23 protein-coding genes are annotated in these 20,779 nt (G+C 59.9%); 1 reads left to right on the top strand and 22 read right to left on the bottom strand.

The annotated features are described in order from the left end of the window. Positions 1–102 precede the first annotated feature (102 nt). The 21 genes from ACTJKS_RS20730 to trmJ all read right to left on the bottom strand — a co-directional run bounded on the left by ACTJKS_RS20730 (position 103) and on the right by trmJ (position 19,017). Positions 103–894 (bottom strand): amidohydrolase, encoded by a 792-nt coding sequence (locus ACTJKS_RS20730; protein WP_108183715.1) that lies wholly within the window; start codon positions 892–894, stop codon positions 103–105. Then, the gene (locus tag ACTJKS_RS20725; protein ID WP_108183716.1) at positions 882–2,030 is read right to left on the bottom strand and encodes a pyridoxal phosphate-dependent aminotransferase; all 1,149 of its coding nucleotides are present in this window, start codon (positions 2,028–2,030) and stop codon (positions 882–884) included. Before ACTJKS_RS20725 ends, ACTJKS_RS20730 begins: the two co-directional genes overlap by 13 nt. A 248-nt stretch (positions 2,031–2,278) precedes the next feature. Then, entirely contained in the window at positions 2,279–3,751 is a 1,473-nt protein-coding gene (gene der, locus ACTJKS_RS20720) for a ribosome biogenesis GTPase Der (protein ID WP_041071834.1), read from the bottom strand. A 135-nt stretch (positions 3,752–3,886) separates the two neighbouring features. Beyond that, positions 3,887–5,038 (bottom strand): outer membrane protein assembly factor BamB, encoded by a 1,152-nt coding sequence (gene bamB / locus ACTJKS_RS20715; protein ID WP_047296334.1) that lies wholly within the window; start codon positions 5,036–5,038, stop codon positions 3,887–3,889. Then, complete coding sequence (locus ACTJKS_RS20710) at positions 5,031–5,672, bottom strand: tetratricopeptide repeat protein (protein ID WP_007964436.1); 642 nt, start codon at positions 5,670–5,672, stop codon at positions 5,031–5,033. Before ACTJKS_RS20710 ends, bamB begins: the two co-directional genes overlap by 8 nt. Positions 5,673–5,713: 41 nt before the next feature. After that, positions 5,714–7,003 (bottom strand): histidine--tRNA ligase, encoded by a 1,290-nt coding sequence (hisS, locus tag ACTJKS_RS20705; protein ID WP_003227887.1) that lies wholly within the window; start codon positions 7,001–7,003, stop codon positions 5,714–5,716. Between the two features lie 36 nt (positions 7,004–7,039). Then, entirely contained in the window at positions 7,040–8,149 is a 1,110-nt protein-coding gene (gene ispG / locus ACTJKS_RS20700; protein WP_007964434.1) for a flavodoxin-dependent (E)-4-hydroxy-3-methylbut-2-enyl-diphosphate synthase, read from the bottom strand. A 3-nt stretch (positions 8,150–8,152) separates the two neighbouring features. Next, positions 8,153–9,190, bottom strand: a complete 1,038-nt coding sequence (locus ACTJKS_RS20695; RefSeq protein WP_097086136.1) for a RodZ domain-containing protein — start codon at positions 9,188–9,190, stop codon at positions 8,153–8,155. Beyond that, positions 9,190–9,948 carry a type IV pilus biogenesis/stability protein PilW gene (gene pilW / locus ACTJKS_RS20690; protein ID WP_086791709.1) on the bottom strand — a complete coding sequence of 253 codons (759 nt, stop codon included), beginning with the start codon at positions 9,946–9,948 and terminating at the stop codon, positions 9,190–9,192. The genes ACTJKS_RS20695 and pilW overlap by 1 nt, the downstream gene beginning before the upstream one ends. 12 nt (positions 9,949–9,960) lie before the next feature. Beyond that, positions 9,961–11,109 (bottom strand): 23S rRNA (adenine(2503)-C(2))-methyltransferase RlmN, encoded by a 1,149-nt coding sequence (gene rlmN / locus ACTJKS_RS20685; RefSeq protein WP_086791708.1) that lies wholly within the window; start codon positions 11,107–11,109, stop codon positions 9,961–9,963. A 28-nt stretch (positions 11,110–11,137) separates the two neighbouring features. After that, a complete protein-coding gene (ndk, locus tag ACTJKS_RS20680; RefSeq protein ID WP_003227894.1) occupies positions 11,138–11,563 on the bottom strand; it encodes a nucleoside-diphosphate kinase in 426 nt (141 codons plus the stop codon). A gap of 88 nt (positions 11,564–11,651) precedes the next feature. Then, the gene (gene iscX, locus ACTJKS_RS20675; protein ID WP_008084655.1) at positions 11,652–11,852 is read right to left on the bottom strand and encodes a Fe-S cluster assembly protein IscX; all 201 of its coding nucleotides are present in this window, start codon (positions 11,850–11,852) and stop codon (positions 11,652–11,654) included. Between the two features lie 14 nt (positions 11,853–11,866). After that, on the bottom strand, positions 11,867–12,208 hold the full coding sequence (gene fdx / locus ACTJKS_RS20670; RefSeq protein WP_041071821.1) for an ISC system 2Fe-2S type ferredoxin: 342 nt from the start codon (positions 12,206–12,208) through the stop codon (positions 11,867–11,869). After that, a complete protein-coding gene (gene hscA, locus ACTJKS_RS20665) occupies positions 12,208–14,073 on the bottom strand; it encodes a Fe-S protein assembly chaperone HscA (RefSeq protein WP_041071819.1) in 1,866 nt (621 codons plus the stop codon). Before hscA ends, fdx begins: the two co-directional genes overlap by 1 nt. A gap of 51 nt (positions 14,074–14,124) precedes the next feature. Then, positions 14,125–14,646 (bottom strand): co-chaperone HscB, encoded by a 522-nt coding sequence (gene hscB, locus ACTJKS_RS20660; protein ID WP_003227901.1) that lies wholly within the window; start codon positions 14,644–14,646, stop codon positions 14,125–14,127. 8 nt (positions 14,647–14,654) lie between these two features. Further along, positions 14,655–14,978, bottom strand: a complete 324-nt coding sequence (gene iscA / locus ACTJKS_RS20655) for an iron-sulfur cluster assembly protein IscA (protein WP_003227904.1) — start codon at positions 14,976–14,978, stop codon at positions 14,655–14,657. Positions 14,979–15,006: 28 nt separating this feature from the next. Continuing rightward, a complete protein-coding gene (gene iscU / locus ACTJKS_RS20650) occupies positions 15,007–15,393 on the bottom strand; it encodes a Fe-S cluster assembly scaffold IscU (RefSeq protein ID WP_003227907.1) in 387 nt (128 codons plus the stop codon). 83 nt (positions 15,394–15,476) lie between these two features. Continuing rightward, positions 15,477–16,691, bottom strand: a complete 1,215-nt coding sequence (locus ACTJKS_RS20645) for an IscS subfamily cysteine desulfurase (RefSeq protein ID WP_041071812.1) — start codon at positions 16,689–16,691, stop codon at positions 15,477–15,479. A gap of 47 nt (positions 16,692–16,738) precedes the next feature. Further along, positions 16,739–17,230 carry a Fe-S cluster assembly transcriptional regulator IscR gene (gene iscR, locus ACTJKS_RS20640; protein ID WP_003227911.1) on the bottom strand — a complete coding sequence of 164 codons (492 nt, stop codon included), beginning with the start codon at positions 17,228–17,230 and terminating at the stop codon, positions 16,739–16,741. 236 nt (positions 17,231–17,466) lie between these two features. Further along, positions 17,467–18,243, bottom strand: coding sequence for a serine O-acetyltransferase (gene cysE / locus ACTJKS_RS20635; protein ID WP_007964422.1), 777 nt, complete (start codon positions 18,241–18,243; stop codon positions 17,467–17,469). A gap of 3 nt (positions 18,244–18,246) precedes the next feature. Beyond that, the gene (gene trmJ / locus ACTJKS_RS20630; RefSeq protein WP_041071810.1) at positions 18,247–19,017 is read right to left on the bottom strand and encodes a tRNA (cytosine(32)/uridine(32)-2'-O)-methyltransferase TrmJ; all 771 of its coding nucleotides are present in this window, start codon (positions 19,015–19,017) and stop codon (positions 18,247–18,249) included. Positions 19,018–19,162: 145 nt separating this feature from the next. Between trmJ and suhB the strand changes: the two genes are divergently transcribed. Then, the gene (gene suhB / locus ACTJKS_RS20625) at positions 19,163–19,981 is read left to right on the top strand and encodes a type III secretion system regulator SuhB (protein WP_007964419.1); all 819 of its coding nucleotides are present in this window, start codon (positions 19,163–19,165) and stop codon (positions 19,979–19,981) included. 241 nt (positions 19,982–20,222) lie between these two features. On the opposite strand, the gene ACTJKS_RS20620 is transcribed toward suhB, so the two are convergent. Next, entirely contained in the window at positions 20,223–20,771 is a 549-nt protein-coding gene (locus ACTJKS_RS20620; RefSeq protein ID WP_041071808.1) for a glycine zipper 2TM domain-containing protein, read from the bottom strand. Positions 20,772–20,779 lie beyond the last annotated feature (8 nt).

The raw sequence follows: 20,779 nt of genomic DNA, 5'->3' as shown, positions 1-20,779 counted from the left end.
GGCCTTTTTGTTGAGGATCAAAAGATCGCAGCCTTCGGCAGCTCCTACATCGGGACAGCGTACATCCTGTAGGAGCTGCCGCAGGCTGCGATCTTTGGCTTTTCAGGTGAACTCGAAGGTATCCGCATCCAGATTCGCCGGAAAGCGCTCGCGATACGCCGCCAGTGGTGCCGCTTCCAGTACTGCTTTGAACACGCCGTCGGCCTCCCCCGCCGCCAGCAACGTCTCGCCCTGGAAATCCAGCACCTGACTGTCGCCGGTATAGGCAAAGCCCTTGCCGTCGGTGCCAATCCGGTTCACCGCCGCCACGTAGCACAGGTTTTCAATCGCCCGCGCCGGCAGCAAGCGGTTCCAGTGCAGACGCCGTGCGCCCGGCCAATTGGCGGTGTACAGCAGCAGATCGGTGTCCTGAGCATCGCGACTCCACACCGGGAAACGCAGGTCGTAGCAAATCAGCGGCCGAATCCGCCAGCCCTTGAGTTCGAACTGCACCTGACGCTCGCCGGGCGTGTAGTGATTGTGCTCGCCAGCCATACGGAACAGGTGGCGCTTGTCGTAATGCCAGACTTCACCGTCCGGGCGCGCCCACAGCAGGCGATTGCGATGGCTGCCATCCGCCGCCTGAATGATCACGCTGCCGGTGATCACCGCATTCAGTTTCGCGGCCTGCGCCTTCATCCACTTGCTGGTCGGGCCATGCTCGGCTTCGGCGAGGGTTTGCGACTCCATGGAGAAGCCAGTGGTGAACATCTCCGGCAGGATGATCAGGTCGGCGCCTCGGGCCTGCTCCAGCAACACCTCGAAGTGCTCGAGGTTGGCTTGACGGTCATGCCAGGCCAGGCTGGTCTGGATCAGCGCCAGATTGAGATCGGGCAATGCACTCAGATCACGCATAGTTTTGCCGCCGCTTCGCGCAGCGTCTCCTCGCGTTTGGCGAAGCACAGGCGCACCAGGCGCTGGCCTTGCGGTGGATTCTGATAGAACACCGACACCGGAATGCTCGCCACGCCGTGTTCGCGAGTCATCCAGATCGCCATGTCGACGTCGTTCAAGTCAGGACGAATCTGCGAGTAATCGACCAACTGGAAATACGTGCCGGTGACGCGGGTGAAGGTGAAGCGCGACGGCGTCAGCAAATCGCAGAACAGGTCGCGCTTGGCCTGATAGAAACCCGGCAGCTCTTCAACGTGCTCCGGGTGCTCGGCCATGTAATCGGCCAGGGCGTATTGCAGCGGCGTCACGCCGCAGAAACTGACGTACTGGTGCACCTTGCGCAGCTCGGCGGTCAGCGCCGGGGGCGCAACCACGTAGCCGGTTTTCCAGCCGGTGACGTGGTAGGTCTTGCCGAACGAACTGACCACAAACGCACGCTGATACAGCTCTTCGTGGGCCAACACGCTGACATGCGGCACGCCGTCAAACACCAGGTGTTCGTAGACTTCATCGCTGATCAGGTAGATGTCGCGCCCACGGATCAACTCTGCCAGTTGATCCAGTTCGGCACGGCTGATCAGCGCTCCGCTCGGGTTGTGCGGGGTATTGATGACGATCATTTTCGTGCGCGGGCTGAGGGCCGCGGCGAGCTTGTCGAAATCGATGGAGAAATCATCCGGGTTCAGTTGCACATGCACGCAGCGCCCCCCCGCCAACTGCGTCGCCGGTTCATAGCTGTCGTAGCACGGGTCGAACACGATGACTTCGTCGCCGCTGTGGATAACCGCCTGAATCGCACAGAATATCGCTTGGGTCGCACCCGGCGTGACGGTCACTTCGCTGTCGGCATCGACTTTCACGCCATAGCTGCGCGCGATCTTCGCCGCGATCTGCTCGCGCAGCGCCGGCAGGCCGGTCATCGGTGAATACTGGTTGTGGCCGCTGGCGATATGTCGACCGACCGCGTCACGCAGGGATTGCGGGCCGTCGAAGTCAGGGAAACCCTGGGACAGGTTGATCGCTCCGGTCTGTGCCGCGAGCTGAGACATCTGCGTGAAAATAGTGATGCCGACGTTCGGCAACTTACTGGTGATCATCGAGGGGTTCCCTGCTCTACACCCGGCTCTGACGGCGGCGCGGGAGAGCCCGAGAATAGCCCATCCGGCGCCCATAAAAAAAGGGCGCTCAACTGAGCACCCTTTTTATCGCCGAACCCTGTAGGAGCTGCCGCAGGCTGCGATCTTTTGATCTTGCCTTCAAAGCAAAGTCAAAAGATCGCAGGCTTCGCCAGCTCCCACAGAAGCGGTTGAGCATTCCCACACAATTGTGGGAACAATCAACTTGATCACTTCTTGTCGCGGCGCTTCTTGCTGGCTTTCTTGTTGTGCGACATCAAGCGACGCTTCTTGTTGACCTGGCGGTCGGTCAGCGTGTTCTTGTTGCCTTCGTACGGGTTCTCACCGCCCTTGAACTCGATGCGGATCGGCGTACCGACCAGCTTCAGCACACGGCGGTAAGTGTTCTCCAGATAGCGCACATACGACTTCGGCACTTTCTCGATCTGGTTACCGTGGATCACGATGATCGGCGGGTTCGCACCACCCAGGTGAGCGTAACGCAGCTTGATCCGGCGGCTGTTGACCATCGGCGGCTGGTGCTCGCTGACCGCGTCTTCGAGAATCTGCGTGAGGCGGCTGGTCGGCCAGCGGGTGACCGCGGACTTGAACGAGTTCTGCACCGAGGCATAGAGGTTGCCCACGCCAGTACCGTGCAATGCCGAGATGAAGTGGATGTCGGCGAAGTCGACGAAGAACAGACGACGTTGCAGCTCGACCTTCACAAAGTCGCGCTCGCTCGGGGTCATGCCGTCCCATTTGTTGATTGCGATCACCAACGCACGACCGGCTTCAAGGGCAAAGCCCAGCAGGTTGAGGTCGTGATCGACCACGCCTTCGCGGGCGTCCATCACGAAGATCACCACGTTGGCGTCTTTGATCGCCTGCAGGGTTTTGACCACGGAGAACTTTTCGACTTCTTCGTGAATCTTGCCGCGCTTGCGCACACCGGCGGTGTCGATCAGCGTGTACTTCTCGTCGTTACGCTCGAACGGGATGTAGATACTGTCGCGGGTGGTGCCAGGCTGGTCATAAACGATGACCCGGTCTTCACCGAGCATGCGGTTGACCAGGGTCGACTTGCCGACGTTCGGACGGCCGATGATGGCGATCTTGATCCCGTCTTTTTCGCTCGGGCCAGGAATGCGCTTGGCTTCCTCGCCTTCGGCGACGATCTCTTCTTCTTCGCCTTCCTGCGGCTCGTCTTCATCACGCGGGAAATCGCTCAGTGCCGCTTCCAGCAGTTGAGTGATACCACGGCCGTGAGCGCCGGCGATCGGGATCGCGTGGCCCATGCCCAGCGGGGCGAATTCGGCGCGGGCCATTTCCGGGTCGATGTTGTCGACCTTGTTGGCAACCACGTGGGAACGCTTGTTACGCTTGCGCAAGTGTTCGGCGATCATCTGGTCGGCGGCGGTGAAACCGGCCTTGGCATCTACCAGGAACAGCACAACATCCGCTTCTTCAATGGCCAGCAGCGACTGCTCGGCCATTTTTTCGTCCATACCATGCTCGTCACCGGAGATACCGCCGGTGTCGATCAGAATGTAGGAACGCCCTTGCCACTTGGCCTCACCGTACTGGCGATCACGGGTCAGACCGGACAAGTCGCCGACGATGGCGTCGCGAGTCCTGGTCAGGCGGTTGAACAAGGTGGATTTGCCGACGTTCGGTCGGCCCACCAGGGCGATTACGGGAACCATGCGGCTCTCCACTTCGTTATTTCAGAAAATACAAAAGCCGCTGCGAGGCAGCGGCTGGTGCTCGGGGCAACGCCGGTTAGCGCTGCAAGCCCCGGAAATCCGGGGCCGCTTGGGGGTTAACCCCAAGCATAGTTGTTACTTGATGGTCAGGGCTTCCAGTTTGCCGCTGTTGCCATACACATAGATCGTGTTGCCCACCACCAGCGGACGGGCACGCAGGCCGTCACTGTCGATACGCTCACGACCCACAAAACGACCGTCCACCTGGCTCAACAGGTGCAGGTAACCTTCCAGGTCACCGACGGCTACGTAGCTGGAGAACACTTCAGGAGCCGACAGTTGGCGGCGAGCCAGCGAGTCGTTGCTCCACAGTGCAGTGGTCGAACGCTCGTCCACGCCTTCAACGGTGCCCGAAGACAGGCTCACGTAGACGTTGCCAAAACCTTGGGCAACACCGGCATAGCTCGAAGCATCGCGCTGCCAGAGTTGACGACCGCTCTGCAGATCGAGTGCCGCAACGCGGCCCTGATAGCTGGCGACGTAAAGGGTTTCACCGGACAGCAGCAGACCGCCGTCAATGTCGACCACGCGCTCCAGTTCGGAACGACCGGTTGGAATCGCAACGCGCTGCTCCCAGACCGGCACGCCGTTGGAAATGTCCAGGGCAACCACTTTACCAGTCGACAGGCCAGCCACCGCGAGGCGGTTGGTCACGACGGGTGCGCTGGTGCCGCGCAGGGTCAGGACCGCAGGGGTACTGTCGTAAGTCCAGCGACGGTCGCCAGTGGCAGCGTCCAGACCGATCAGACGATCGTCCTGAGTCTGCACCACGACAACGTCACCGTTGTTGGCCGGCGGCGCGAGGACTTCGCTGGAAACCCGGGCGCGCCACTTCTCTTCGCCGTTGATGGCGTCGAGGGCAACGATTTCACCCTTGAGGGTACCGATCGTGACCAGACCGTAACCCACGCCAACGGCGCCGGAAACAGGCAGTTCAAGATCCTTTTTCCACTTCACGTCGCCATTGCCGCGATCCATGGCCATAACAATGCCGGTCACATCGGCCGCGTAGATGGTGTCACCATCAATCGCCGGAACCAGCATGTTATAGGTTTCGCCCTGACCGTCACCGATCGAACGGCTCCACTGCTTTTGCAGAACCACTTCTTCTTTGAAGTCGGTCAGCTCGGCCGGTGGCAGTTCTTTTTTGCTGTTGCTGCTGCAACCCGCGGCCAGAATGGCCAGAGCCAGCAATGCTGCATGCTTCCAACGGATCACGTCACGCATCCCCTTTGGCCAGGTCGTCGAGCTTGATTTGAAGGCCACCGACTGCCGCTTCATCCGACAGTGCCGCCTTGGCTTTTTGATAAGCGGTGTTCGCCTCGTCGGTACGACCCAACTGAACCAGCAAGTCACCCTTGAGTTCTTCGCGAGTGGCCAGGAACGCCTTATCGGCATCGCCGTCGAGCAGCTTCAAGGCTTCATCAGCCTTGTTCTGCGCACCCAGCACCTGAGCCAGACGCTGACGGGCGATTTCGCCCAGCGCCGGGTTGGCCGGTTTGGCAACGATGGCCTTGAGTTCGGTGGCGGCGTCGTCAAGCTTGCCGCTGTCGACCGCTACCTTGGCCACGAACAAGCTGCCGTACTGCGCGTACGCGGTGCCGCCGAATTCGCTGTTGAGCTTGCCGGCCAGGTCCGCAACGCGTGCAGCGTCAGGCTTGCCATCCGGAGTCAGCGTGGTTTCCAGCAGTTGCTGATAGAGCACCGAGGCGCCTTGCGACTGGTTGCTCTGATACTTGTGAAAAGCCTGCCAGCCGAACACGATGACCAGCGCCAACAGGCCGCCGGTGACCAGAGGTTTGCCGTTGCGTGTCCACCAGTCCTTCAAATCCGCCAACTGTTCGTCTTCGGTACTCGACACCCCAATACTCCTTAATCGCTAAATCGGCTGTTTGGACAGCTTCAACCCTGCACGACGCAGGTGGCCAGGTGAGCGGCAAGCGCATCCCAGGCAATGCTTTGTTGTTCGCCCTGGCCACGCAGGGGTTTGAAACCTACCACTTGCTGGGCCATTTCGTCGTCACCCAGGATCAGTGCATACAGCGCACCGCTCTTGTCGGCTTTCTTGAACTGGCTTTTGAAGCTGCCGGCGCCGGCATTGACTTGCAGACGCAGGTTTGGAAGCTGGTCACGTACACGCTCGGCCAGGGCCAGACCGGCCAGTTCGGCCTGCTCGCCAAAGGCGCAGAGGTAGACGTCGACCTGACGGGAGATTTCTTCCGGGATCTGCTCCAGGGTTTCGAGCATCAACACCAGACGCTCGATGCCCATGGCGAAACCGACGCCAGCGGTCGGCTTGCCGCCCATCTGCTCGACCAGACCGTCGTAACGACCACCCGCGCAGACAGTGCCCTGGGCGCCGAGCTTGTCGGTGACCCATTCGAATACGGTTTTGCTGTAGTAATCGAGGCCACGTACCAGTTTCGGGTTGAGCACGTACGGGATGCCAACCGCGTCCAGACGCGCCTTCAGACCTTCGAAGTGCGCACGGGACTCGTCGTCTAGGTAGTCGGCCATTTTCGGCGCATCGACCAATACCGCCTGAGTGTCGGCATTTTTGGTGTCGAGCACGCGCAGCGGGTTGGTTTTCAGGCGACGCTGGCTGTCCTCGTCGAGCTTGTCGTGGTGCGCCGAGAGGTACTCGACCAGCGCTTCACGATAGCGACCACGGGACTCGCTGGTGCCCAGACTGTTGAGTTCGAGCTTGACCGCATCACGGATACCCAGTTCGCCCCACAGGCGCCAGGTCATGATGATCAACTCGGCATCGATGTCCGGGCCGTCGAGGTTGAACACCTCCAGACCGATCTGGTGGAACTGGCGATAACGGCCTTTCTGCGGACGCTCGTGGCGGAACATCGGGCCGATGTACCAGAGTTTCTGCACCTGACCACCGCCGGTGATGCCGTGCTCGAGCACCGCACGCACACACGCTGCGGTGCCTTCCGGACGCAGAGTCAGGGAGTCGCCGTTGCGATCTTCGAAGGTGTACATCTCTTTTTCGACGATGTCGGTCACTTCACCGATCGAGCGCTTGAACAGCTCGGTGAATTCGACAATCGGCATGCGGATCTGCTTGTAACCGTAGTTATCCAGCAAACGCGCGACTGTACCCTCGAAATAACGCCACAGCGGGGTCTGTTCGGGCAGGATGTCGTTCATGCCACGAATGGCTTGCAGAGACTTGCTCACTTTAAATCCTTAAATTCGTTCGGCTTTCAGTCAGGCTCAGCCGCGCGCGATGACCGCTGCGTCAGCTTCGACCTTCTCGGCCGCTTTCTCGCGGATCAGCTTTTCCAGCTCGTCCACCAGATTGTCATTCGTCAGTTTCTGCGACGGCTTGCCGTCGATGTAAATCAGGTTTGGCGTGCCGCCGGTCAAGCCGATATGGGCTTCCTTGGCTTCGCCGGGGCCGTTGACCACGCAACCGATCACCGCGACATCCAGCGGCACCAGCAGGTCTTCAAGGCGCCCTTCCAGCTCGTTCATGGTCTTGACCACATCGAAGTTCTGCCGCGAGCAGCTCGGGCAGGCGATGAAGTTGATGCCACGGGAACGCAGATGCAAAGACTTGAGAATGTCGTAACCGACCTTCACTTCCTCGACCGGATCGGCCGCCAGCGAGATGCGGATAGTATCGCCAATCCCCTCGGCGAGCAGCATACCTAGGCCCACGGCGGATTTCACTGTGCCCGAACGCAAACCACCGGCTTCGGTGATGCCCAGGTGCAGCGGCTGGACGATTTCCTTGGCCAGCAGACGGTAGGCTTCAACGGCCATGAACACGTCGGAGGCTTTCACGCTGACCTTGAAGTCCTGGAAATTCAGGCGTTCGAGGTGCTCGACGTGACGCAGCGCGGACTCGACCAGGGCCGCCGGGGTCGGCTCGCCGTATTTCTTCTGCAGGTCTTTTTCCAGCGAGCCGGCGTTGACGCCGATGCGGATCGGAATCCCGCGATCACGGGCGGCATCGACCACGGCGCGCACACGGTCTTCACGACCGATGTTGCCCGGGTTGATGCGCAGGCAGTCCACACCCAGTTCGGCGACGCGCAGCGCGATCTTGTAGTCGAAGTGGATGTCGGCAACCAGTGGCACCTTGACCAGTTGCTTGATCCTGCCGAACGCCTCGGCGGCGTCCATGTCCGGTACCGAAACGCGGACGATGTCGACGCCGGCCGCTTCCAGACGATTGATCTGGGCGACGGTGGCAGCCACATCATTGGTGTCGCTGTTGGTCATGCTCTGCACAGCGATGGGCGCATCGCCGCCAACAGGTACGTTACCGACCCAGATCTTGCGCGAAACGCGACGTTTGATTGGAGATTCGCCGTGCATGACTTATTGACCCAACTTCAGGCGAGCAGTCTCGCCACTGGTGAACGGAGCGATATCGACCGGTTGGCCGTTGTAGCTGACCTGTGCGGCGCGAGCCACACCCAGGCGCACCGCCAGTGGCGGTTTGCCGGAAACCGAAACGCTGTCGCCTTTGTGTTTCAGACCGCTGAACAGCACTTTGCCGCGACCATCGGTGACCTGTGCCCAGCAATCGGCGGTGAACTGCAGTTGCACCTGGCCGTCGCCAGCCGCTGGGACAGCTGCTTCTGCGGTCGGCGCAGGGGTAGCCGCGACCACTGGTGCGGTGACCGTCGGCGCTGGTGTGGCCGGGGCATTCGGTGCCGGAGTCGCCGGAGCCGCCACAGCCGGGGCCGGTGTATGAACCGGTGCCGCCGGCGTGGTCGCAGCCGGGGCGGCGGGTGCGGTGGCCGGAGCAACCGGCTCGGCACCGGTCGATTCAGCGGTGGTTTCCGATTGCGGCAGGGCCAGCGCGGTTGCGCCTTCGGCCTGACCTTCGGCAACGGCCTGGTCTTCCGGCTCGTCGATCGGGTGAATCTGTGTGGTGCCGTCGGCGCCTTCGACTTCAACGTGCTCAGGGGCCAGGCTGGTCACGTCCTTGCTGCGCTGCGACGTCTGATCCTGCCACCAGACGAAACCGCCGCCGATGACCGCGACCAGCAACAGCAGGCTGACAATACGCAAAATAGTGTGTGAAACCCGCACCGGCTCTTCGATACGACCCAGCGCATGCACGTTGCTGCCCTGTGAGTCGGTGCCGGTGGACTGGTCGAATTGCTGAACCAGAACGGTCTGGTCCATGCCAAGCAACTTGGCGTAAGCGCGAATGTAGCCACGAGCGAAAGTATGCCCCGGCAGCTTGTCGAAAGCGCCAGCCTCAAGATTGCTCAGGGAAGTCACGGTGAGGTTGAGCTTGAGGGCCACTTCGGCCAGCGACCAGCCATTGCTTTCGCGTGCCTGGCGCAAGGTCTCACCGGGATTAACGCGAGTCGCTGCTACAACTTCGGGATGCGCCGCTTTCATCATTGCTCCGACAGGTATTGCTGATATTCCGGCGTACCGGGATAGAGTCGTTTTAATTGCAGGCCGTAACTGGCGGCCTTGTCGCGATCTTCAAACACTTTTGCCAGCCGAACGCCGAGCAATAGACTACGTGCATTTTGCTCGGTTAGCAGGCTGAAACGGTCGTAATAGTCACGCGCGGGCACATAATGCCTGTCTTCGAAGGACAACTCAGCCATTTCCAGCAAAGCGCGCGGTTGTTGACGGTTCAGCCGCAGGGCTTTTTCCAGTTGCTGCTGCGCCAGATCCCGCTGCCCGAGCTTCGAGGCGGTCATGCCGAGGTTCTCGAACACCCGCGAACGCTCAGGATACAGGGTATCGGCGGCTGCCTGCTCAAAACGCTCGTAGGCTTCCTTGTAACGCTGTTCTTCGTAGAGAAAACTGCCGTAGTTATTGAGGATTCGTGCATCGGCGGGACGCGAGGACAGGGCTTTGCGGAAATGCTCATCGGCCAGTTTCGGCTCCATTTCGGCCTGGAACACCAGCCCGAGGGCAGCATTGGCATCAGGATCGGAGCCGTCCAGCTCCAGCGCCTTCTTCAGCGGCACCTTGGCGCGCTCGGTCATCCCTTGCTGCAAGTATCCCAGTCCCAGCTGCACGTAGGCGGCACGCGCTTCGTCGCGGCCCTTGCTGGTCTTCATCGGGTTGTAGTCACCCGACAGGACACAACCAGCACACAGGCTGGCCATCAGCAACAGCAGCGCAAAGCGCAGGGACATAGAGATCCTCTCTTAGTTAGTGTTCGCGGCGTTCTGTGCCATATCGCTGTCGGCGCTCAACTCGCGCACGGCGATGTAACGTTCGCTGCGACGGGTGCGATCCAGCACCTGCCCTACCAATTGACCACATGCGGCGTCGATGTCTTCACCACGGGTGGTGCGGACAGTGACGTTAAAGCCGGCCTGATGCAACTGATCCTGGAACCGACGAATGGCATTGTTGCTCGGCCGCTCGTAACCGGAATGCGGGAACGGGTTGAACGGAATCAGGTTGATCTTGCACGGAATGTCTTTGAGCAACTCGATCATTTCCACCGCATGCTCAAGCTTGTCGTTGACGTCCTTGAGCAAGGTGTACTCGATGGTCAGCACACGTTTCTCGCCCAGTGCGGACATGTAGCGCTGGCACGACTCGAGCAGCATCTTAAGCGGATATTTCTTGTTGATCGGCACCAATTGGTTACGCAATGCGTCATTCGGTGCGTGCAGGGACAACGCCAGGGAGACGTCGATGTGCTTGGCCAGCTCATCGATCATCGGCACCACGCCCGAAGTGGACAGGGTCACGCGGCGCTTGGAGATCCCGTAGCCCAGGTCATCCATCATCAGATGCATGGCGGCCACGACGTTGTCGAAGTTCAGCAGCGGTTCGCCCATGCCCATCATCACCACGTTGGTGATGGCGCGGTCGATGGTAGCCGGAACACTGCCGAAGGATTTGTTGGCAATCCACACCTGACCGATGACTTCGGCGGCGGTGAGGTTGCTGTTGAAGCCTTGCTTGCCGGTGGAGCAGAAACTGCAGTCCAGGGCACAGCCTGCCTGGGACGAAACGCACAGAGTCCCGCGTTTGCCCTGGGGAATGTACACGGTCTCGACACAGCTGCCGGACGCCACGCGCACCACCCACTTGCGGGTGCCGTCGCTGGAAATGTCCTCGCTGACCACTTCGGGACCACGGACCTCAGCAACAGCCTTGAGCTTTTCGCGCAAGGCCTTGCTGACGTTCGTCATGGCGTCGAAATCATCGACGCCAAAGTGGTGAATCCATTTCATTACCTGACCGGCACGGAAACGCTTCTCCCCGATTGAGTCGAAGAATTTTTCCATTTCCGGCTGGGTCAGACCCAGCAGGTTTGTTTTCACAGTCGATGTCGTCATGGATTCACCTTCACTCTTTAAGCAATGCTTAGCGAGTGGTTACTTCAGTAGCTGCGAAGAAGTACGAGATTTCGCGAGCAGCAGCGGCTTCGGAGTCCGAACCGTGAACGGCGTTGGCGTCGATCGACTCGGCGAAGTCAGCACGGATGGTGCCGGCAGCAGCTTCTTTAGGGTTGGTAGCGCCCATCAGCTCACGGTTGCGAGCGATAGCGTTTTCGCCTTCCAGAACCTGAACAACCACTGGACCGGAGATCATGAAAGCAACCAGGTCACCGAAGAAACCGCGCTCTTTGTGCTCAGCGTAGAAGCCTTCAGCTTCGGCTTTGGACAGCTGCTTCATTTTCGAAGCAACCACTTTCAGACCAGCCTTTTCGAAACGGGTAACGATTTCGCCGGCAGCGCCTTTAGCAACGGCGTCAGGCTTGATGATGGAGAAAGTACGTTGAACAGCCATGGTGTAACTCCAGAAACAGTAATTTGCGAAAAATTAAACCCGCGAATTATACGCGGGTTCTTGGGTATTGCCTAACCTGCGAGGACGATCAGTCCAATTCTTCAGCCCAGAGCGTCTGAACCGCTTCCAACACTTTCTCGCCGACACGGCCAGAGGTGTTGTCAAAATCCGGCAGCTCTTTGATCCATTGCTGCAGATCGACGAAATTGACAGAGAACGGGTCTACACCCGGCTTGGCTTCGGCCAATTCTTCTGCAATGCGTTGAACATCATTCCAACCGTAGCTCATGACAGTCTTACCAGTCAGTGCGGCGCTTCGGCCGCATGGTTAAGCGAATATTTCGGAATCTCGACGGTGAGGTCTTCTTCACCAACGATAGCCTGACAGGCCAGGCGCGATTGCGCTTCCAGACCCCAGGCGCGATCGAGGAAGTCTTCTTCCAGCTCGTCCGCCTCTTCCAGCGAGTCGAAACCCTCGCGGATGATGCAGTGGCAAGTGGTGCAGGCGCAGACGCCGCCGCAGGCACTTTCCATCTCGATATGGTGTTCATGGGCCAGCTCGAGAATCGAAGTGCCAGGCTCAGCCTCGACGACCATCCCTTCAGGGCAGAACTTCTCGTGGGGCAGAAAAATGACCTGCGGCATCAGATATCCTCGATTTCATTCAGATTGCGCCCCGACAGAGCGGCTTTCACCGTCAGATCCATGCGGCGGGCAGCAAAAGCATCAGTCACTTGCGACAGACGCTTGGTCTGTTGCTCGATGGCGTAACCATCGGTGCCTTTCATCAGTTCGGCCAGTTCCTGCATCTGCAACTCGATAACCATGCGCTCTTCGGCGTCGAGCAAACGCTCGCCATCGGCCTCCAGAGCGCCCTGCACCGCCTCGATCAGACGCTGGGCATCGACTTGCTGCTCGCGCAGGACGCGGGCGACCTTGTCGTCGTTGGCGTGCTGGAACGAGTCCTTGAGCATCTTGGCGATTTCACCGTCGGTCAGACCGTAGGACGGCTTGACCTGAATGCTCGCCTCAACGCCCGAACCCAGTTCACGGGCAGACACGCTGAGCAGACCGTCGGCATCGACCTGGAAGGTCACGCGAATCTTCGCCGCGCCGGCTACCATCGCCGGAATGCCGCGCAGTTCGAAGCGTGCCAGGGAGCGGCAGTCGCTGATCAGCTCGCGCTCACCCTGCAACACATGGATCGCCATGGCCGACTGACCATCTTTATACGTGGTGAAATCCTGCGCGCGGGCCACCGGAATGGTGGTGTTGCGCGGAATCACCTTCTCCATCAGCCCGCCCATGGTTTCCAGCCCCAGGGACAATGGAATCACGTCGAGCAGCAACAGTTCGCCACCATCACGCTTGTTGCCAGCCAGCGTATCCGCCTGGATCGCGGCCCCGATGGCCACCACTTGATCCGGGTCGATTTCGGTCAATGGCTGACGACCGAAGGCTTCGGCAACGGCCTCGCGAACACGCGGCACACGGGTCGAACCACCGACCATGACCACGGCATGCACGTCTTCCAGTTCGACACCGGAATCACGCACGGCGCGGCGGCAGGCTTTCAGGCTGCGGGCAATCATTGGCTCGATCAGCGCATCGAAGGCTTCGCGGGTCAGCTGCGCTTTCCAGTCACCGTAGGCGACTTCGACGCTGGGCGCGTCGGTCAGGGCCTCTTTGGCCGCGCAGGCGGTTTGCAGCAGATTGCGTTGCGCACCCGGGTCGAGATCGGCGGACAAGCCGGCGCTCTCGATGATCCAGCCAGCAATCGCGTGATCGAAGTCATCGCCGCCCAGCGCGCTGTCGCCGCCGGTGGCCAGCACTTCGAATACGCCGCCAGTCAGACGCAGAATCGAAATATCGAAGGTGCCGCCGCCCAGGTCATAGATTGCGACCAGACCTTCGGCGTGTTGATCCAGACCATACGCCACCGCGGCAGCAGTCGGCTCGTTGAGCAAGCGCAGCACGTTCAGACCGGCGAGTTTCGCCGCATCCTTGGTGGCCTGACGCTGAGCATCGTCGAAATACGCCGGAACAGTAATCACCGCACCGACCAGTTCGCCACCCAGGGTCGCTTCAGCACGCTGACGCAGCACCTTGAGGATGTCGGCGGAGACTTCGACCGGGCTTTTCGGGCCTTGCACGGTGTCGATGAACGGCATGTGCGATTCGCCACCGACAAAGCGGTACGGCAGTTGCTCGCCCAATTGCTTGACGTCGGACAGACCACGGCCCATCAGGCGCTTGACCGACAGTACAGTGTTCAAGGGATCGGAGGACGCGGCCAGCTTGGCCGACTCGCCAACCTCGACGCGGTCGGCGTGATAACGCACGGCGGACGGCAGGATGACCTGCCCGTCAGCGTCGGCCAGTGGTTCGGAAAGACCACTGCGCAACGCAGCGACCAGCGAATTGGTAGTGCCCAAGTCGATCCCCACAGCCAGACGACGCTGGTGTGGTTGAGGACTTTGGCCGGGTTCGGCGATCTGCAGTAGGGCCATCGTGATCAGGACTTATCTGTATATCAGGCGTGCGACCGGAGCGGCACTGGGTTAATCGTCGAGGCGCTCTTCTAACTGGCGCACTTCGTAGGTGAGCTTGTCGAGGAACTGCATGCGCCGCATCAGGCGTTCGGCCTGCTCGCGTTGCGCCGCATCATCCCAACAGGCTGCGAAGCTTTCGTTCAACTGTTCCTGAGCGACTTTCAAGCGACGCTTGAATACCGCGACACCGTCGAGGTCGGCGCTGTCCTGGAGGTCTTCGAGCTCTTCGCGCCACTGCATCTGCTGCAAGAGAAACTCGGGATCATGCACCGTGACTTCCATCGGCACTTCATGCCCGCTGATGGTCAGCAGGTAGCGTGCGCGCTGGGCAGGACTCTTGAGCGTCTGGTAGGCATCGTTGAGCCGCGCAGACTGCTCGAGCGCCGACCGCTGCTCGCGCTCGGAAGCGTCGGCAAAGCGGTCAGGATGAACACCGCGCGCCAACTCACGATAGCGCGTGGCCAGTTGCTCGAGATCCAGGCGAAAGCTCGGTTGCAGCTCGAATAAAGCGAAATGACAAGGAATACCCACGACAAGCCTCAGATGTTGAAGCTTTCGCCGCAGCCACATTCACCGCGTACGTTGGGGTTGTTGAACTTGAAGCCTTCGTTCAACCCTTCCTTGACGAAATCGAGCTCGGTGCCGTCCAGGTAAGCCAGGCTTTTCGGGTCGATGATCACTTTCTCGCCGTGACTTTCGAACACCTGATCCTCGGCAACCACCTCGTCGACAAACTCCAGCACGTAGGCAAGGCCGGAACAGCCCGTGGTGCGAACACCCAGACGAATCCCTTCACCTTTGCCGCGCCCGTCGAGGGAGCGTCGCACGTGTCGAGCAGCCGCTTCTGTCATGCTGATAGCCATCGTTGACTCCTTACTCGTCGCGCAATGCTTAGATCAAGCCTTTCTTCTGCTTGTAGTCGCGAACAGCCGCTTTGATAGCGTCTTCAGCGAGTACCGAGCAGTGGATTTTCACTGGCGGCAGGGCCAATTCTTCGGCCAGCTGAGTGTTCTTGATGGTCTCGGCTTCGTCCAGGGTCTTGCCCTTCATCCACTCGGTGGCCAGGGAGCTGGAAGCGATTGCCGAACCGCAGCCGTAGGTCTTGAACTTGGCGTCTTCGATAACGCCCTGATCGTTGACCTTGATCTGCAGACGCATCACGTCGCCGCACGCCGGAGCGCCAACCATGCCGGTGCCGACATCCGGATCTTCCGCGTTCATCTTGCCGACGTTGCGCGGGTTTTCGTAGTGGTCGATGACCTTTTCACTGTAAGCCATGGTGCTTAATCCTCACTCATCAGAGAGTCGCTCTTTAAACCCTGCAACCTTGGGTCGCAGGGTCGGTTCGCGGCGACTTGAAATCAGTGTGCCGCCCACTCGATTTTCGAAATGTCGACACCGTCTTTGTACATGTCCCACAGCGGCGACAGCGCGCGCAGCTTGGTAACGGCCTCGCAGACCTTCTGCGCGGCGTAGTCGATTTCTTCTTCGGTGGTGAAACGGCCGAAGGTGAAACGGATCGAGCTGTGTGCCAGTTCGTCGTTGCGGCCCAGGGCGCGCAGAACGTACGAAGGCTCCAGGGACGCCGAGGTGCAGGCCGAACCGGACGATACCGCCAGATCCTTGAGCGCCATGATCAGCGACTCGCCTTCAACGTAGTTGAAGCTCAGGTTCAGGTTGTGCGGAACGCGGGCGGTCAGGCTGCCGTTGACGTACAGCTCTTCCAGATGCTCGACCTGCTTGTAGAAGCGGTCGCTCAGGGCTTTGATGCGCACGTTTTCGGCAGCCATGTCTTCCTTGGCTACACGGAACGCTTCGCCCATGCCGACGATCTGGTGCGTCGCCAGGGTGCCGGAACGCATGCCACGCTCGTGACCACCGCCGTGCATGGTCGCTTCGATGCGCACACGCGGCTTGCGGCTGACGTACAGCGCGCCGATACCTTTAGGGCCGTAGGTTTTGTGGGCGGAGAACGACATCATGTCGACTTTCAGCTTCTGCAGGTCGATCTCGACCTTGCCGGTGGACTGAGCCGCGTCGACGTGGAACAGGACGCCCTTCGAACGAAGCAGTTCGCCAATGGCAGCGATGTCGTTGATGGTGCCGATTTCGTTGTTCACATGCATCACCGACACCAGAATGGTGTCCTCGCGCAGTGCCGCTTCGATCATCGCCGGAGTGATCAGGCCGTCTTCGGTCGGCTCGAGGTAGGTCACTTCGAAACCTTCACGCTCCAGTTGGCGCATGGTGTCGAGGACAGCCTTGTGCTCGATCTTGGAGGTGATCAGGTGCTTGCCCTTGGAAGCGTAGAAATGTGCCGCACCCTTGATAGCCAGGTTGTCGGACTCGGTAGCGCCCGAGGTCCAGACGATTTCACGCGGGTCGGCATTGACCAGATCGGCCACCTGACGACGGGCGTTTTCGACGGACTCTTCAGCTTTCCAGCCGAACACGTGGGAACGGGACGCCGGGTTACCGAAGTTTCCGTCGACCAGCAGGCATTCACTCATCTTTTGCGCAACGCGCGGATCGACCGGGGTGGTCGCAGAGTAATCAAGGTAAATCGGCAATTTCATGGACTATCTCCTAAATCAGGGCTGGCGTTCCGCTAGCTCTTCGGCTGTCATTCGACGGCGGACGCTTCAATCTTGTCCAGGCGTGGCGCCTTGCTGTTGCAACGGCGCTGGTCCTGACGCTGGGCTACTTCTTGCACCTCACGGCGAGTTACAAGATCAGCCAAGCTGATACCACTTAGAAATTCGTGAATCTGCAGGCTCAGGTCGCACCACAGGTGATGGGTCAGGCAGGTGTCACCGGAATGGCAATCGCCCTGGCCCTGGCACTTGGTAGCATCAACCGATTCGTTGACCGCATCGATCACCTGCGCCACCTGGATGCCCTGCATGTCGCGCGACAGCTGATAACCACCGCCAGGACCGCGAACACTGGAAACCAGGTTACTGCGGCGCAGCTTGGCGAAAAGCTGTTCGAGATAGGACAGGGAGATGCCTTGGCGCTCGGAGATATCGGCCAGGGACACCGGCCCGTGCTGCGCATGCAACGCCAGGTCAAGCATGGCGGTCACGGCGTATCGGCCTTTTGTAGTCAGTCGCATGGACAATTACCACGGAGTTCGGAATGGGCGGGAGTATGCAATTCCCGAGCATTTAAGTCAACTATAAGACCTAGTGCTTTAGTCGGGTTTACCCGCAAAAGAGCGCGCGCATCATAGCAGGGTCTGCGGCCTAATGGCACACCACCCTGCCGATGGAACCTGTAGGAGCTGCCGAAGGCTNTGCTGCCAATCAAGATCAAAAGATCGCAGCCTTCGGCAGCTCCTACATAGACGAGTCAGCCGGCTTTGGATTCGTCTTTGCCTTTGACGCAGGCGAAGTCTTCTTCGCGCAGCTCCGGTAGATCTTTCGCACAGTAATTACTGCCCAGATCCTTCAGCGCGCCGCACATCCCCTCCAGCCGCCCGTCCACCGCCTGCAGGTGATCGAGCAACTGACCGATGGCACGCGCCACCGGGTCAGGCATGTCTTCGCTGACGCCGTATGCATCAAAACCGATCTTCTCCGCCATGGCTTTGCGCTTGGCGTCCTGTTCTTCATCAGACTTGACGATGATCCGACCCGGAATCCCCACCACCGTGGCACCGGGTGGCACCTCTTTGGTCACGACGGCGTTGGAGCCGACTTTGGCACCCGCCCCCACCGTGAACGGCCCGAGCACTTTGGCGCCGGCGCCCACGACAACGCCGTCACCCAGCGTCGGGTGGCGCTTGCCCTTGTTCCAGCTGGTGCCACCGAGGGTCACGCCCTGATAAATGGTCACGTCATCGCCGATCTCGGCGGTCTCACCGATGACGATGCCCATGCCGTGATCAATAAAGAAACGCCGACCGACCTTGGCCCCCGGATGAATCTCGATCCCGGTCAACCAGCGCCCGAAGTTCGACACCAGCCGCGCCAGCCATTTCAGCTCGTTGCGCCACAGCATTCCGGCCAACCGATGAATCCAGATCGCGTGCATACCGGGGTAGCAGGTCAGGACTTCAAAAGCGTTCCGAGCCGCCGGGTCTCGATGGAATACGCTCTGGATATCTTCACGCAAACGCTCAAACATCATTCAGTCCTTCCGCTTAAGAAGCTCACCACGGGCCGCTTTCTGGGTTTCCGTGAGGATGCCACGCAAAATATTCATTTCCGCCCGGCTGACCGAGCTGCGTCCGTACAACCGGCGCAGGCGCGCCATCAAGTGCCGCGGCTTTTCCGGATCAAGAAACTCGATGGCGACCAGCGTCTGCTCCAGATGCTCATAAAAGCGCTCCAGCTCATCCATCGTCGCGAGCTCGGCACTTTTCACCGAGGCCACTTCTTCTTTCTCGATCTTGGTCGGCTGCCCTTGAGCGGCCAGCCAGGCCATGCGCACTTCATAGCTCAACACCTGCACCGCCGCCCCGAGGTTCAACGAACTGAACTCAGGATCGGAGGGGATGTGCACATGAAAGTGACATCGCTGCAACTCCTCATTGGTCAGGCCGGAGTCCTCACGACCGAACACCAGCGCGATCTCCGCGCCCTGCCCGGCCTCCTCGACCACTTTGCTGCCGCATTCGCGGGGATCGAGCAGCGGCCAGGGAATGCGCCGGTCACGGGCGCTGGTGCCGAGCACCAGATTGCAGCCGACCAAAGCGTCTTCCAAGGTGGCGACGACTTGTGCGTTTTCAAGAATATCCCCGGCACCGGAAGCACGGGCATCGGCTTCGTGGTGCGGAAACAGGCGCGGCTCGACCAGCACCAGCCGCGACAGACCCATGTTTTTCATGGCGCGCGCGGCCCCGCCGATGTTGCCGGGGTGGCTGGTATTGACCAGGACGACACGAATGTTCTGCAACAAGGGAGGCGCTCTCGGACACAGGAAAGGGGTGCAAATCTTACAGAACAGCCTACCGTTAAGCTATGAAAGCGAACAGCGACCTTCACCTGAAGAAAAGTTCTGATAGAATGCGCGGCTTTCTTTAACAACCTTAGGTGACACATCCATGCAGCCCATGCTGAATATCGCGCTGCGCGCCGCCCGCAGCGCCAGTGAACTGATCTTCCGCTCCATCGAGCGCCTGGATACCATCAAGGTCGACGAAAAAGACGCCAAGGATTATGTATCCGAGGTAGATCGCGCCGCCGAACAGAAAATCATCGATGCGCTGCGCAAGGCTTACCCGAATCACTCGATCCAGGGTGAAGAGACCGGCATGCACGTCGGTAACGGCATTGAAGGCGAAGAATACCTGTGGATCATCGATCCGCTGGACGGCACCACCAACTTCCTGCGCGGCATTCCTCACTTTGCGGTCAGCATTGCCTGCAAATACCGTGGTCGCCTGGAACACGCGGTGGTTCTGGATCCGGTTCGCCAGGAAGAATTCACCGCCAGCCGTGGTCGCGGCGCTCAGCTGAATGGTCGCCGCCTGCGCGTGAGCGGTCGCACCAGCCTCGAAGGCGCCCTGCTGGGCACCGGCTTCCCGTTCCGTGACGACCAGATGGACAACCTCGACAACTACCTGGGCATGTTCCGCGCCCTGGTTGGCCAGACTGCCGGCATCCGCCGCGCCGGTTCCGCCAGCCTGGACCTGGCCTATGTGGCCGCCGGTCGTTTCGACGCGTTCTGGGAGTCGGGCCTGTCCGAGTGGGACATGGCGGCTGGCGCCCTGTTGATTCAAGAAGCCGGCGGCCTGGTGAGCGACTTCACCGGCGGTCACGATTTCCTTGAAAAAGGCCACATCGTTGCCGGCAACACCAAATGCTTCAAGGCAGTACTGACGGCGATCCAGCCGCACCTGCCGGCTTCGCTGAAGCGCTAAGCTTCCCGCAAAAAGCAAAAAGCACCCTTCGGGGTGCTTTTTTTATGCCTGGAATTCGATCTTCAGATCACCAAAACCTTCATGTGGGAGCGAGCCTGCTCGCGAATGCGGTATNACATCAATATTGACTGTCAGAATGCATTCGCGAGCAGGCTCGCTCCCACAAGAAATCCGGGTTTAGCCAGAAATTCCGGGCACAAAAAAGCACCCCGCAGGGTGCTTCTTGTTAAACAGTCAGCGCTTACTGACCCGGCTGATTCTGCGACAGAATCAACTTGCCTTCCTTGTCGACCGGAATCTGGTTGCCCGGATCACGATCCATCCGCACTTTGCCTTCCTTGCCATCCAGCGAATAACGCACGTCGTAACCGACGACCTTGTCGCTGATGTCATTCACCGTGTTACAGCGAGTCTGGGTGGTGGTGTAGGTGTCACGGTTCTGCATACCTTCCTGCACCTTGTTACCGGCATAACCACCACCGACCGCGCCAGCAACCGTCGCAATCTTCTTGCCGGTACCGCCGCCGATCTGGTTACCCAGCAAACCACCCGCTACCGCACCAATCGCGGTACCGAGAATCTGGTGTTGATCCTTGACCGGCGCCTGGCGGGTTACAGCAACATCCTTGCACACTTCACGTGGAGTCTTGATCTGTGTTTTGACCGGTTCTACGGCCAGTACTTGCGCATACTCAGGGCCGCTTTTAACCAGGCTGTAGGTGGCAACAGCACCCCCGGCAGTCACACCGACAGCACCCAATACCGCACCAACCAGCAACGACTTGTTCACATGAACCT

Origin of the sequence: Pseudomonas sp. 22189 (genome assembly GCF_052045635.1) — a bacterium.
Classification (GTDB): Bacteria; Pseudomonadota; Gammaproteobacteria; order Pseudomonadales; family Pseudomonadaceae; genus Aquipseudomonas; species Aquipseudomonas parakoreensis.
This window is presented reverse-complemented; position numbering and strand designations above follow the sequence as displayed.

Bases quoted from the DNA above. Each gene is read 5' to 3' on its own strand.
- ndk (WP_003227894.1), bottom strand. From the start codon at position 11,563: ATGGCTGTTCAACGTACTTTCTCCATCATCAAGCCTGACGCCGTTGCT.
- pilW (WP_086791709.1), bottom strand. From the start codon at position 9,948: ATGTCCCTGCGCTTTGCGCTGCTGTTGCTGATGGCCAGCCTGTGTGCT.
- hscA (WP_041071819.1), bottom strand. From the start codon at position 14,073: ATGGCCCTACTGCAGATCGCCGAACCCGGCCAAAGTCCTCAACCACAC.
- cysE (WP_007964422.1), bottom strand. From the start codon at position 18,243: ATGTTTGAGCGTTTGCGTGAAGATATCCAGAGCGTATTCCATCGAGAC.
- der (WP_041071834.1), bottom strand. From the start codon at position 3,751: ATGGTTCCCGTAATCGCCCTGGTGGGCCGACCGAACGTCGGCAAATCC.
- iscR (WP_003227911.1), bottom strand. From the start codon at position 17,230: ATGCGACTGACTACAAAAGGCCGATACGCCGTGACCGCCATGCTTGAC.
- iscX (WP_008084655.1), bottom strand. From the start codon at position 11,852: ATGAGCTACGGTTGGAATGATGTTCAACGCATTGCAGAAGAATTGGCC.
- ACTJKS_RS20695 (WP_097086136.1), bottom strand. From the start codon at position 9,190: ATGAAAGCGGCGCATCCCGAAGTTGTAGCAGCGACTCGCGTTAATCCC.
- ispG (WP_007964434.1), bottom strand. From the start codon at position 8,149: ATGCACGGCGAATCTCCAATCAAACGTCGCGTTTCGCGCAAGATCTGG.
- iscA (WP_003227904.1), bottom strand. From the start codon at position 14,978: ATGGCTATCAGCATGACAGAAGCGGCTGCTCGACACGTGCGACGCTCC.
- bamB (WP_047296334.1), bottom strand. From the start codon at position 5,038: ATGCGTGACGTGATCCGTTGGAAGCATGCAGCATTGCTGGCTCTGGCC.
- suhB (WP_007964419.1), top strand. From the start codon at position 19,163: ATGCAGCCCATGCTGAATATCGCGCTGCGCGCCGCCCGCAGCGCCAGT.
- iscU (WP_003227907.1), bottom strand. From the start codon at position 15,393: ATGGCTTACAGTGAAAAGGTCATCGACCACTACGAAAACCCGCGCAAC.
- fdx (WP_041071821.1), bottom strand. From the start codon at position 12,208: ATGCCGCAGGTCATTTTTCTGCCCCACGAGAAGTTCTGCCCTGAAGGG.
- ACTJKS_RS20725 (WP_108183716.1), bottom strand. From the start codon at position 2,030: ATGATCACCAGTAAGTTGCCGAACGTCGGCATCACTATTTTCACGCAG.
- ACTJKS_RS20645 (WP_041071812.1), bottom strand. From the start codon at position 16,691: ATGAAATTGCCGATTTACCTTGATTACTCTGCGACCACCCCGGTCGAT.
- ACTJKS_RS20730 (WP_108183715.1), bottom strand. From the start codon at position 894: ATGCGTGATCTGAGTGCATTGCCCGATCTCAATCTGGCGCTGATCCAG.
- rlmN (WP_086791708.1), bottom strand. From the start codon at position 11,109: ATGACGACATCGACTGTGAAAACAAACCTGCTGGGTCTGACCCAGCCG.